Annotated in this window: 12 protein-coding genes; 3 read left to right on the plus strand and 9 right to left on the minus strand. The window is 35.7% G+C overall.

Annotation, left to right across the window (positions count from 1 at the left end):
- Position 1: 1 nt before the first annotated feature.
- The 8 genes from pilM to ACSBPO_RS16725 form a co-directional block, all read right to left on the minus strand.
- Positions 2 to 988 carry a type IV pilus biogenesis protein PilM gene (gene pilM / locus ACSBPO_RS16690; RefSeq protein WP_442595254.1) on the minus strand — a complete coding sequence of 329 codons (987 nt, stop codon included), beginning with the start codon at positions 986 to 988 and terminating at the stop codon, positions 2 to 4.
- Between the two features lie 13 nt (positions 989 to 1001).
- A complete protein-coding gene (locus ACSBPO_RS16695; protein ID WP_442595256.1) occupies positions 1002 to 1760 on the minus strand; it encodes a prepilin peptidase in 759 nt (252 codons plus the stop codon).
- Positions 1761 to 1764: 4 nt separating this feature from the next.
- Positions 1765 to 2250, minus strand: coding sequence for a type II secretion system protein (locus ACSBPO_RS16700; RefSeq protein WP_442595258.1), 486 nt, complete (start codon positions 2248 to 2250; stop codon positions 1765 to 1767).
- Positions 2251 to 2361: 111 nt separating this feature from the next.
- On the minus strand, positions 2362 to 3567 hold the full coding sequence (locus ACSBPO_RS16705; protein ID WP_442595260.1) for a type II secretion system F family protein: 1206 nt from the start codon (positions 3565 to 3567) through the stop codon (positions 2362 to 2364).
- Position 3568: 1 nt separating this feature from the next.
- A complete protein-coding gene (locus ACSBPO_RS16710) occupies positions 3569 to 4609 on the minus strand; it encodes a type IV pilus twitching motility protein PilT (protein ID WP_442595262.1) in 1041 nt (346 codons plus the stop codon).
- 12 nt (positions 4610 to 4621) lie between these two features.
- Positions 4622 to 6283, minus strand: a complete 1662-nt coding sequence (locus ACSBPO_RS16715) for a GspE/PulE family protein (protein ID WP_442595264.1) — start codon at positions 6281 to 6283, stop codon at positions 4622 to 4624.
- A 19-nt stretch (positions 6284 to 6302) separates the two neighbouring features.
- Positions 6303 to 7592, minus strand: a complete 1290-nt coding sequence (locus ACSBPO_RS16720; protein WP_442595266.1) for a hypothetical protein — start codon at positions 7590 to 7592, stop codon at positions 6303 to 6305.
- 27 nt (positions 7593 to 7619) lie between these two features.
- Entirely contained in the window at positions 7620 to 8540 is a 921-nt protein-coding gene (locus tag ACSBPO_RS16725; RefSeq protein ID WP_442595268.1) for a hypothetical protein, read from the minus strand.
- A 189-nt stretch (positions 8541 to 8729) separates the two neighbouring features.
- Here ACSBPO_RS16725 and ACSBPO_RS16730 point away from each other — a divergent pair, with 189 nt between their 5' ends.
- Genes ACSBPO_RS16730 through ACSBPO_RS16740 form a run of 3 tightly spaced genes read left to right on the plus strand, consistent with a single transcriptional unit; the run spans position 8730 to position 11049 of the window.
- Positions 8730 to 9197 (plus strand): prepilin-type N-terminal cleavage/methylation domain-containing protein, encoded by a 468-nt coding sequence (locus ACSBPO_RS16730; RefSeq protein ID WP_442595270.1) that lies wholly within the window; start codon positions 8730 to 8732, stop codon positions 9195 to 9197.
- A gap of 19 nt (positions 9198 to 9216) precedes the next feature.
- Complete coding sequence (locus tag ACSBPO_RS16735; protein WP_442595272.1) at positions 9217 to 9687, plus strand: prepilin-type N-terminal cleavage/methylation domain-containing protein; 471 nt, start codon at positions 9217 to 9219, stop codon at positions 9685 to 9687.
- 6 nt (positions 9688 to 9693) lie between these two features.
- On the plus strand, positions 9694 to 11049 hold the full coding sequence (locus ACSBPO_RS16740; protein WP_442595274.1) for a pilus assembly PilX N-terminal domain-containing protein: 1356 nt from the start codon (positions 9694 to 9696) through the stop codon (positions 11047 to 11049).
- Between the two features lie 46 nt (positions 11050 to 11095).
- On the opposite strand, the gene ACSBPO_RS16745 is transcribed toward ACSBPO_RS16740, so the two are convergent.
- Positions 11096 to 12811: a sensor domain-containing diguanylate cyclase gene (locus ACSBPO_RS16745; protein ID WP_442595276.1), complete on the minus strand. Its 1716-nt coding sequence runs from the start codon at positions 12809 to 12811 to the stop codon at positions 11096 to 11098.
- Positions 12812 to 12827: the final 16 nt, after the last annotated feature.

Raw genomic sequence — 12827 nt, forward strand, 5'->3', positions numbered from 1 at the left:
TTCACACCTCTTTCAATCCAAGCCCTAAGGCAAGGAAATGTGAATGTGGGAATAGCGATGTTTTACCTGCAGCCCATTGACTAGCATCAATGGTATGTGTAGGAATTTCAAAACGCTGTTGCATCTCTTGTAGAATAATTTGAAGCTTCGGATGGTCCCCGTTTAATAACACTTTCGTAATTTGCTGGTTTCCTTGATAAAGAGAATACCGATAGAAATCCATTAACTTGCTGACTTCTTTATAGAAATCTTCGAGCTGAGAATGAAGTTCAGCAGCTTCCCCATTATATTGGAAGCGGTGCGCTCCAGAACGTGTTACCTTTATATCCCAATCTTCCAATCGAAACTGAATCGGAAAATGATGCATAAAGATCGGATATTGCTGTTCGAAAATACAAATAAACACTCGGTCCAAATCAAATTGAATCATCAATAACCGTTCATCTTTGTTCGCTAAATCCGTTTGGTGATAAAGTCTGTATAAAGCTAACGGAGAAATATCCGCTGCCATCGGCTTTAGCTTAAGACCAGATAAAAGTTGTGCATATTCCATCACATGTTGTTGTGGTGCAGCAAAAAGAAGAGCTTCTCGTTGCTCTCCTTTTTTCGGTAAAAGGACGGTCTCAAATACAGGTTCTTCATACGGTAAATGGATACTTGTCCCCAACTCCAAATATAAATAGCCATTCAGTTCATCTGGACGAACTTCATCTGGCACTTTCACTTTTCGAATCATGACCAATGGGTCTGGAACTAAAAAGCGTACTTTACGACGTTTGATTTTCCAATCATCAATACATTCTTCTAAAATCATCGATAAGGTTACTTGATCAACAATTTTCCCTTCTTGGATGATTCCTGAGGGAAGCAGCTTTTCACCCCACTTTAATGGAACAGGGGGCTTTTGCTGTCTCACTTCGACATACCGAATGGAATGATCATTGAAGATGATATTAGTTATTCTTTTATTAGAAGAAAGTATGCTCATAATAAAACCTCATTTAAAATCCATTCGACATTAGTTGTAAATATGATTCTATTATAATATCACCATAAAAATATGCCAATAAAGTTCCAATGGCAATAAAAGGACCAAAAGGAATCGGCTTCTTTCGTTCCAAAAGTCCAACCACGATACCAATGATACCCACGACCGCTCCTATTAAAGTTGCCAGGAAAAAAGATAGAAGTACTAACTTTGTGCCAACAACAAAACCGATTAGAGCATACAGCTTAATATCACCGCCACCCATTCCACCTCTACTTACAATCGAGATAAGGAGCAATAATATAAAGCCAATGGCCGCAGCCAGTAGCGAATCCCACCATGGGGTTAGCGGTAATAATAACTTTTCAAATAAAAAGAGTCCTGCAAAAAATAATAGAATTTTATCAGGGATTAGCATATACGCTAAATCAGATACGGTAATAATGATAAACAAGGAGATAAGTGTCCAAGCGACCCATAGCTCGCTTGTCCAGCCCATAATGAGGGGAGCAGCTACAAATAACAGCCCCGTTAATAGCTCCATAATCGGATAAAGGGGCGAAATGCGTGTCTTACAGACACGACATTTCCCCCTTTGGAAAACATATGAAAGAACTGGTATAAGCTCCAACGGTCCAAGTGTGTGGTTACAGGTTGGACAGGCTGAGCGTGGTTTTACTATTGATTTGTTTACTGGGATGCGTAGGCCTACTACGTTGTAGAAGGAGCCTAAAACAATTCCATAAAATAAAATTATTAAATATAATAACATTTCTCTAATTGCTAATTACGTCTGTTCTATCTAAATCCTTAGGAGCCACTCCTACTTTTGCAGAAGTTTGGACACCACGTGTACCATTTACAAGCTTTACAATAAGAACTTTTCCATTTTCTACTTTCACATAAGAGGTTGCTGCTGCCCCATCAAATCCAGTAGTAGAGAATGTTGGAAGACCTCTGTTATATGATCCGTTATCAGGATCTTCAACCGTTTCTAAAAAGTTTTGGTTCTCTAAGTATCCTAAGGATAGATACACAGTCCCTGTTTGCAATGATTTATTTGAAGCAACTGCTAATCTAGCAGCATTAACCATTTGTTGAGCGTTAGCAACATGGGCATCTTTTTTAGAATTATCAATTATTCCACCTATATTGGGCACAGCTATCCCCGCAATAATCCCCAAAATCACAATAACTGCCAATAATTCTACTAATGTCAATCCGCGTTGATCTTTTAAACGTTTATTAATAGATTTAAACATGTTCATTTCCTCCTACAAGATAGTTATATCTTCCTAGTAAATTCTATTGATTTGATTATACAATATCGTTATGTCGAAATATAGCGAAATTTATTGTATATTTAAAAACTTTTAACCTATTTGATTAAAGATCTCGAACATTGGAATCATGATCGATAAAACTATCGTTCCGACGATGGTTGCTAAAAGAATAATCATAATCGGTTCTATTAAAGATTTGAGTCGGTCCGTGCTTGTTTCGACTTCCTTTTCATAGAAATCTGCTACTTTTCCTAGCATTTCATCTAACGCCCCTGTTTTTTCCCCTATCACAATCATTTGGGTAATTAATGGTGGAAAAGCCCAGTGTTTCAACATCGGTTCGGTTAAGGATCTACCTTTTTCTAAGTATTCTCTTGAATCGCGCATAACTCTTGCAATGACCTCATTTTCGACGACCTTTTCCACAATCGCCATGGCCTGTAAAATCGGCACCGAACTGGCAAATAACGAGCTCATAGTTCTTGTCATTCTTGCTAAAACAGCTTTCTGCATCATCTTTCCGATTAACGGCATTCGAAGTAAGGTGAAATCAATATAGTATTTGGTATCTCTATTTTTCTTCAAAGCTAAAATACCGAAATAAATCGCTATAAAAAATAAAACGATGATCCACCAAAAGGATTGCATAAAATCGCTTGAACTTAGGACAAAACGGGTGATGGCAGGCAGTTCTGCACCAAAATCCTTAAACATATTAACAAAGGTTGGAACGACAGATGTTAATAAGAAGATGACAACGCCAATTGCCACAAAGCCAACAGTAAGTGGATAAGCAAGTGCTGCACTTATTTTTTGTCTTGTATAATGCTGCTTTTCAAAATGGACGGCCAATCGTTCGAGTGTTTCATCCAGATTCCCACCTACTTCCCCTGCTTTCACCATATTCACAAACATAGCTGAAAACACCTTAGGATGTTTCCCTGTTGCTGTAGAAAGTGGATTTCCTTCACGAAGCTCTTGTTCAATATCTATTAATACTTTTTTAAGAGCCTTACTATCGGTTTGTTCCGCTAGTATTCTTGTAGATTCTACAACGGTTACTCCTGCTTTTAGCAGAGTAGAAAATTGTCTCAGGTAGATGACGAGATGATGGAGTTTAACAGGGTTTCCGAAAGATATCTCTTTCGTTAGTATCGATTCGGCTACCTCACCGATTTCAATAACACGAATTCCTTCTTCTCGAAGCATTTGGATCGCTTCTCGATTGGACCCTGATTGAATTGTGCCATCTCTTTTCCCCTTAATATCACGGCCTGAATATTTAAATCTAGCCATATTAGTTTAACTTCTCCTGCAAATATGGCTGAGCCAATTCCGGTGAAATAACTCCATTTTCTACTAACTCTTTAATGCAAGATTCCAATGTATGCATGCCTTGAGCTTTAGATGTTTGCATGATACTGATAATTTGATGGATTTTTTCATTACGAATTAAATTAGATACGGCCGAATTGTTAATTAATATTTCCGTTGCCGCTTTCCGACCTGTTTTATCCATAATAGGAAATAGACGTTGTGAAATAATCGATACTAGAACCGAAGCAAGTTGAATACGAATCTGCGGTTGCTGTGCCGGTGGGAAGACGTCAATAATTCGATTAATTGTTGCTGGTGCACTAGATGTATGAAGCGTTCCAAACACTAAATGTCCTGTTTCCGCCGCGGTTATTGCTGTTTGTATCGTTTCTAAATCGCGCATCTCTCCTACCAAAATCACATCAGGGTCTTGTCTAAGTGCGGCTCTTAATCCGTTTCCGAAATTATTAGTATCAAACCCTACTTCACGTTGATCAATAATTGAGTTTCCGTGCTTGTGTAAATACTCGATAGGGTCCTCCAATGTAATAATATGCTTTCTCATATGTTGATTCATATATTGAATCATCGCCGCTAAGGTAGTCGATTTTCCACTTCCAGTCGGTCCTGTTACTAAAACAAGCCCCTGCGGTTTTTCAGCAATATTTTTTAATACTTCTGGAAGCTCTAAATCTTCTATAGTTGGTATTTTAGTAGGAACAATCCGAATCGCCATTGCTACACAAGAACGCTGAAGATACGTATTGATACGAAATCTGGATACACCTTGAATTCCATAGGAAAAATCTAGTTCTCCCTTTTCTTTAAAGGTGTCCCACATTCTAACAGGGATAATGGCACGTGCCATTTCCTCTATATCTGTTGGAGAAAGAGGCTCTTTTCCGTAACGCTTCAATTCACCATTAATTCTCATGATGGGTGGAACTCCAACCGTTAAGTGTATATCTGAAGCTTTTAATTCAAACCCCGCACGAAGTAGATATTCTATTTTTTCCAACATCTCTTACATCTCCTATTCTAAATACGCTACCTTTAACACTTCTTCCGTTGTTGTTAATCCCTGTTTCACCTTTAAAAGTCCGTCATCGACTAGAAAAATGGTTTTGTTGTCTATGGCAATTTGACGAAGATGTTGAATCGTTTCTTCATTCATAATCGACCTTTTTATATCATCATTTACGACTAATACTTCATGTAGAGCAATACGCCCCTTATAGCCTGTAAAATTGCAGGAAGAACAGCCTTTTCCACGAACGACCTTCTCAATGGTAATTCCTCTTTTTGCAAAGATATCCTGCTCCATTTTCGTTGGAGCTTGTTCCTCTTTACAATCACGACAAACCTTCCGAACTAATCGTTGGGCGACAATACCGCTAAGTGAAGAGGCAACAAGAAACGGCTCAACTCCCATATCGAGAAGACGAGTGATCGTACCTATTGAATCATTCGTATGAAGAGTACTTAACACCAGGTGTCCAGTTAGCGATGCTCTTATCGCTACTTCAACTGTCTCTTTATCACGTATTTCCCCAACCATAATAATATTAGGGTCTTGTCTTAAAATAGAACGAAGGCCTTTCGCAAAAGTCATCCCGACATTCGGATTGACTTGTATTTGGTTAATCCCTTCAATTTGGAATTCAACCGGGTCTTCAATCGTCACGATATTCACTTCATCATTATTTAACTTATTTAAACCAGCATAAAGAGTGGAGGATTTCCCAGAGCCAGTTGGGCCGGTAATAAGAACCATACCTGTTGGTCTTTCTAGCATACTCTTAAAACGTTTTAAATTTAGCTTATTAAAACCGAGCTTTTCAATATCATTTAGGGCATTCCCTAAGTCAAGGATACGCATAACCATTTTTTCTCCGTATACAGTCGGAACAACGGAAACACGTAAATCGACAGGGTGAAGCTCTAAATGAACCTTCATTCTCCCATCCTGTGGAATTCGGTATTCGGTAATGTCTAAGTTTGCTAAAATTTTAATACGGGCTGCTAATACACTTTGCAAATGCTTTGGCAACACTCGCTCTACACGAAGAATCCCATCAATTCGATAGCGGATGACGATTTTATTTTCCTGCGGATCAATATGAATATCACTCGCCTTTTGCGTAACAGCATTTAATAAAATTTGATTAACTAGGCGAACAATAGGCGAATCCTGCTCTGTTACCTTTTCTTCTTGAACTCTAGGTGCGGCAGGCATTTCCTCGATAAATTCATCAAATCCTGAATCCACCTCATAGTACTTATTAATGGCCTTTAATATGTCATCCTTCGTGGCAATCGCTGTTTCAATATGGAAGCCTGTCGTTAACCGCAAATCATCAATAGTATAAAAATCCATTGGGTCAGACATAGCGACAAAAAGCTTTTCGCCTTCTTTTCGTAGAGGAATTAAAATATTCCTTCTGGCAACTTCTTTAGGAACAAGACTAAATAAACTCGTATCAAAAGGATAACGATATAAGCTTATATGGGGGATACCTAATTGAAACTCCAGGACTTCAATTAATTGTAATTCTGTGATATATCCTCTTTCTAAAAGGGCATCACCGAGTCTTTGATTTGGAAGCTTTTCCTTCAAGGTACCTTGAAGTTGTTCTTCAGATATCAGCCCAGATTCTACTAATAAATCTCCTAGTCTTTTTCGAATTTGCGGCATTTAAGTTCCCCCACCTTTCTTACTCGTTATTCCCTGTATCCTCTTCTTCAGCACTTTCTTCGCTACTCGTTACGTCTTCAGTAATGGTTTCTTCTACAACAGACTCACCTATAGTATCTGTTGTAGAAGGATCTATTTCAGTACCATTGTCTACCGTATCTTCTTCAAGTGATATTTCTGTCTCCACGACGTTATTAACTAAACTAGTAAGTTCAACTCGATACTTTGGTGCATAAAAATCCTTTGAAATCAGTTCAGTAACCGTCCCGTTATTGGAGATTGTTTTTCGAAAAACTTCAATATATGAACCTTCTCTTCCACTCTCTAATTCTTTTGTTTCTCCAGGTAAAAGCATAGGGTCATAATGTTTAATCGTTTTGGGAGAGAACGTTTGTTCATTAACCATTTCAACTTCATATTGATCAACGAAAGGTCGACCCACCAAATCCAGTTGTACATATCCTGTTTGTTGACTAATCTGGATCGTAAAGTCCTCTTGATTAGGATTATAAAACACTAAATCCCATCCTAAGTTACTGTCCAATTTTGCTTCATACCCTAATAGAATATCCTCAGGTAATTCTGCTCCAATATGACGTTCTTGAATAGTAAAGTTTGTTGGTAAAATTAATTGATAAATTCCCGATGATAGGAAATTATACATTGGTAAATTAGGGACAGTAATTCCATTTTCAGAAAGAAATTTAGTAAGTGAAAAGGAAGATTCACCCTTTATAACGAGATTCGATAGTGTCTCAAACTCAACAGTATCTTCTTTTGTTTCTATTTTAATCGTTGCAATGACTTCTGTAGGAATCTCTTTAACAAGATATTGATCGATATTTATTTCATTTTGATCATTTAATGATTGTGCTATTTGAATGAGCATTTTCTCTAAATCGTTTGTTACTGTTACAGGTGTACCTAATAACACTAGAGATTTTTGTAGTTCTTCTTGATCTAATTGCACCATCAATGGATTTTGTTGACCATCCTGTGCTAATTCAATAGATTCGGATAGATTAAATTGAAAATAATTATTCTGAAATGTGATCTTATTCTCACGGAAAATAAATTCAATTTCTGCATCTTCCTGCCAATCTCCAACCTGTTTTGTGATCATTGCTAATGCTTCTTCCTTAGATTTTCCCGATATATCAATAGGACCTATCATCGTTCCTTGCTGGTAAGTATCACTGTTTGTGGAGTAGGTCTGATAGGCTAAAGAACCAAAATGAGAGAATGCGAAAATATAGGCAGTGCAAAGGAATAAGAACATAAAAATTTTTACATATTGTTTTCCTCTCACACTATTCGCCTCCTCTCTTTATAGCTATTAATCTTCTTCTAGTAGTTTTTCAATTTCAGCTAAATAGGTTTCTTTTTTATCCGGCTTTTCTTCTTTTTTTATTTTTTCTTTCGAGTCATTTCCTGTATCAAGAGGAACAAAATCCTTAATTGGAATAATGACATCTTCATCTATTTCTATTATTTTGATTTTCTCTTCTTCTTCATTACTTTGTTTAGTAAGTTCAAAAGGAGTAATCTCTTCCAAATCACTTTCAAACAACTGTGAGAAATCTTCTTTGTAATCTATTTGTGATTCATGATTTTCTAGATTATTTTCTCTGTTCCCCTCAAAATCAGACCACTCAATTATTTCTTTTTCATCTACAACTGTATAATTAGATAATTTTTCTTCGAATAAACTTTCATCTAATTCTTGCGGTAAGCTCTCATTTTGATTAAAAATAAGTGTCTCAATAAGATCGTCCAAATTAATTTGTTCCTCAGCAATAAGTTCCTCATTTAAATTTGATACTAAAGGAGTTACTTCTTCTCGAATGCTTAACTCCTCAGTAATAGATAAATTGGGCTCTAATATCTCATTATTGTTTTCTTGATTAATCGATGTAGTTTGAATGTCGATATCATCCAGTAAAGGAGAATCTTCAGTCTCCTCCTCAAATATCAATACTATTTCAGGATTATTAACATATTTTAATTCTTGATTGGTTTCAAATATGAGCTTTTCAAATCTTTGAATAAAAAGATAAGATAACAACATAATCAATAAAACGATTATTAAGCCAATTTGCCAAAAAGAGTAGCTTAGTTGGCCAAAGAGAGCTAATGTCGCAAGTATAAACGAAGATACAGTAATTAAAATTTTACCTTTTTTTGAGATTCCGATATTTAATATCAAAACTAATGGCAGTAATAATATAACGGAAAATGCCGCAAATAAATACGACACAACTCTCCCCCCTTTTTAAATAAAGTTTAATATCTTCCCACATATATTTGCCTATGTAATTAGACTTAAAAATACATTTAACGACTAAATTTTATTGTATAATAAATCTATATTTATTGAAAGATGATGAAATTTGGTACATTTTATAATTTTGTTACTATTTTTCTTCTGATGGGAGGATTACACCCTTTGGTAAAAGAACAAAAAGGCTTTACTCTATTGGAGGTTCTATTATCTATCACTATATTGTCTATTATTCTTATTTCATTCTTTTCTTTTTTTCCACAAGCAGCTAAATTTAATGATACAAATGACCAAAAATTAAAAGGTGTAAGTTTAGCAAAGGAAGTTCTTGTTACGATTCAAAGCAGCAATTCTATCCAAAGCTTTCTAAACAATGTTTCAACAAACCCTACAGCGACAGATACCTTTTCTAAAAACAACCCACAATACCAATCTTTGAAGCTTTCCGAAGATATTATTAATCATACAGACTATTATCAACTTATCACTAAGACGCCTGATGCTAAAGTCATTATTAAACTATTTAAATCACCCGATTTTAATGGTAGTAAAGCTTTATACAAAACTGAAATCATTGTAGAAATACTAGAGGGTAAGAAAGTAACGAACCTTTATGGATATATCACACACTAAAAAATTGGGGAATGATAAAATGGTCAAAAATTCCAATGGATTAACTCTCATAGAACTTTTATTAGCACTTGCAATTTCCTCGGTATTTATTGTTATTATTTGGGTATTTTTCTTTCAAGGCATACAATTTTCAAATATAGTAAGTGATAAAAATTCAGTACAACAGGAAGCTAATTATGTATTGAGATCCATAACACGTTTTCATCAAACCTCAAAATCAGTTTATACGATAACATTCGATCAAAATCCAAATGCATCTTATTTTAGTTTTACGAATAATATAGAATCTATTACTATGGAAAGTCCAAGATTTTCCTATTCCATTTATCAATACAATCCTTTAGATGGCTCAGAGCAACTATTACAAAACAACGTCCAAATAAACCCTAATAAAGTGGACCTTCCTATAAAAATTGTTGTTAAAGACATTCAGTCCCCTACAACACTATACGAGATTAAAACGGTGATTTCTAAAATTAAGGGGGGCTAACCAGTTATGAAAAAAATAAACAATCAACAAGGTAATACATTGTTATTGGTATTAATGATCATGACTGTATTCACTTTACTTTTTATATCATTAATGGGACAAACATTAAGTAATACAAAACAATTATCAAAAACAGAAGAAGATTTTCAAGCTGTGTCACTGGCTGAAATGGGGGTCATTTACTATAAAACGGCTATAGACACTTCTCTAAATTCACTGATGAGTGATCAAGATGAATTAAATAAAATCTATCAACTATTAGGTCAAAAAGTGATCCAAGATTTTGGGGAAATAACGAAGGACAAGATTGAATTGATAAAAACTGCTCTTAAAACAGACCCATCTTACTCCGAATTTGTAACAAGCGAATGGCTTAAAAGAATTAATGACCCTAACTATTTTCCAGCAATAGATTATTTAGTAGATATCGATTCTGCATCCCATTCTGCATTTCAAATCCAAGACATCATAGCCTCTAATAACAGCAAAGAAATTACCTATAAATTTATTAGTAAGGGGATTAATGATGAAAAATCGGTTAACCTCGCAACAGAGATAAATATTCCTTTTAGCGGAATTGAAATAAATTTATCGTCTGAGGATGAAGGCTCTGGAGGTGGCTCTGGCGGTTCGGGTGGAAGCGAAGATATTCCTAGTGGAAATGATATATCTAACCCAGGGAATTTACCTACATGCGGACCTGAACAAACAGACTTCTCGAATAGTGATTGTCAAATGACTGGAGAAATTACATTCGACAATAACGATAAAGTAGTATTTTCCAATACGACATTAAAAATAAACGGTTCATTGACACTGGCAAAAAGTGAAAATAATGCCGCCACAGACGATTCTACATTATATATTAGTGGAAATTTAACTGCACTTAATATGAATAGTCTCGATCGTTTAAACTTACACGTTGGTGGTTCTGCTAATTTTAAAAATCTAACCGGGGATGCATTAAATAATTCCATCATTGAAATTGGTGGGAATGCTAGTTTTAAAAACATCAAACCTGTACTCTCAAAAATGTATATAGGCGGAAAGGCCGATATAGAAAATATCAACGAAATGGAAAAGTCATTTATATTTGTAAATTCTGATGCATCTATAAACAGCATACAATTAGGCAACAATTCAACAGTGTGCGTAAAGGGTCATTTAAATCTTGATAATCAAATTTTATTTAAAGGCACTAACAGTCATGTCTATGCTTTATCGAGTAACAATACAAGCGTTGTGACAGATCAAGAAGCTTATAACAATGCATGTTCTAGTGATTTAGTACAAAAGGAATTTGATTTTGTCATTAATTGGGATGCTCCTTCCCCTTCCACCGAATATGATTATAAGTATTGATTATTATTTATAAGTGAAAAAAGCTGATCCAATGGACCAGCTTTTTTTATTTCACATACTCCGCTACTCTATTTCTTCCTGCTCTTTTTGCTCCAACATATAAAGCTCTATCCGCATGACGTATTAAAGCTAATGGGTCATCTGCATCGACCGGTGCTGTTGCAACACCGATGGAAGCTGTCACATGAATAGATAGCTTGATTGGTTCATCCCCAATATGTTCTTCAAGGATAAATGGATAATAGGCAATATCTTGACGAATCCATTCTGCTATTTCAAGGGCTTCTTCCTTAGCTATATCAGGTAAAAGGATGACAAATTCTTCCCCGCCATATCTAGCTACCGTTCCTTTATTTCCCACTCTAATTTTTAAGCGATTCGCAAGTTCACAAAGAATTTCATTTCCACTTTGGTGACCATAGGTATCATTTATGACTTTAAAATGATCTAAGTCGAGGATAATCAAGGAAAGAACTTCTCGCTGATTAACAAGCATTTTATTATATTCTTCCGTTAATAAACGTTCAAAATAACGGTAATTATAAAGTTTGGTTAAGGCACAGGTTTCACTATTTTCTTTTGTCGCTTTATAGTGCTTGGCGTTTTCTATCGCAACTGCGAAGTGGGAGCAAAGTAAATCAACAATAATTAACTGTGACTTCTCATAGGCTCTTTTTCGTTTTGAAGCGAGCATCAGCACCCCAACTGCTTCGTGATGACGGACAATCGGTACACATAAAACACTATGAACATTGGGTGGCATATAGCCTTTGGCGATATCGCTCCACTCTTTAGCCGTATGGAAAAGAGCTGCCTTTCGGCTCGCCCAAACCATTCCGCTTATTCCTTCATTTCGTTTCAGCGAAGGAATATTTACTGGCATGATTTCGCCACCCTCTACTCGCCGTAACAGTTTCAATTCATCGCCAGCTACATCCAAAATATACGCATAGTCAACCGGCAGCATTTCAGAAATTTTCTGAATAAATAAATCGAGAACCTCATCAACATTTAAACGTTCGGCTAATTGATGACCTATTTCCGCTGCTGCATGTAAATATTCATTAATTTTTTGACTAGAGTAATAGAGGTAGAGAATAATAGAAACACTTACAAATGGAACCCCAACAAATAAAAATGAAATAAATCCAACTTCTTTATACAATATATATAGGATATAACCAATAGGTAAGCTGATGATCGCCGTGTACATATCCCACATGAAATCCTTACCGAAAAACTTTCTTTCCCTATTATAGATATAAATATGATTCACCGTTATAAATACTTGATTCACTAGAAAATGAACGATGGAATAAATAATCGCAATCAATAAGTATTTAGGATGATCAATTAGTTCGATTCCAAAATCGCCGCCTAGCCCTAAATAAACCATGCCGCTTATCAAGGAGATAGCAAAAAACATCAGGGAATTTAAAGGATACCTAAAAGAGGTACTTTTCCCTACTCTAAGTCTAATTAATAATATGGTTATCGCAATTTGAGCCACAACCATTTCAATAAATAAACCAAATTGCAGAAAGACGGCAACTAACGCCCATTCAACTACAGATATAGGGGTATTATTAATGACCATTGGCATGACTGCACCTATTAGGGCTAAAGTCATAAATCCAATTAAATCCATACCCATTTCAGAGAATTGCGGTGGGTAGTATAGATACGCTAACCAAAGCCCCAGTGGAACGAAAAGGGCCCAAGAAATCCATATAGCTCTTCTCTTTTTTGAATCTACGCCCATCGTTTCACCCTCCTCC

Origin of the sequence: Neobacillus sp. D3-1R, assembly GCF_052180215.1 — a bacterium.
In the GTDB taxonomy this organism is placed as follows: domain Bacteria; phylum Bacillota; class Bacilli; order Bacillales; family Cytobacillaceae; genus Pseudoneobacillus.

Coding starts and splice junctions, on each gene's coding strand:
- ACSBPO_RS16695 (WP_442595256.1), bottom strand. CDS start 1,760: ATGTTATTATATTTAATAATTTTATTTTATGGAATTGTTTTAGGCTCC.
- ACSBPO_RS16745 (WP_442595276.1), bottom strand. CDS start 12,811: ATGGGCGTAGATTCAAAAAAGAGAAGAGCTATATGGATTTCTTGGGCC.
- ACSBPO_RS16705 (WP_442595260.1), bottom strand. CDS start 3,567: ATGGCTAGATTTAAATATTCAGGCCGTGATATTAAGGGGAAAAGAGAT.
- ACSBPO_RS16715 (WP_442595264.1), bottom strand. CDS start 6,283: ATGCCGCAAATTCGAAAAAGACTAGGAGATTTATTAGTAGAATCTGGG.
- ACSBPO_RS16710 (WP_442595262.1), bottom strand. CDS start 4,609: ATGTTGGAAAAAATAGAATATCTACTTCGTGCGGGGTTTGAATTAAAA.
- ACSBPO_RS16735 (WP_442595272.1), top strand. CDS start 9,217: ATGGTCAAAAATTCCAATGGATTAACTCTCATAGAACTTTTATTAGCA.
- pilM (WP_442595254.1), bottom strand. CDS start 988: ATGAGCATACTTTCTTCTAATAAAAGAATAACTAATATCATCTTCAAT.
- ACSBPO_RS16700 (WP_442595258.1), bottom strand. CDS start 2,250: ATGTTTAAATCTATTAATAAACGTTTAAAAGATCAACGCGGATTGACA.
- ACSBPO_RS16740 (WP_442595274.1), top strand. CDS start 9,694: ATGAAAAAAATAAACAATCAACAAGGTAATACATTGTTATTGGTATTA.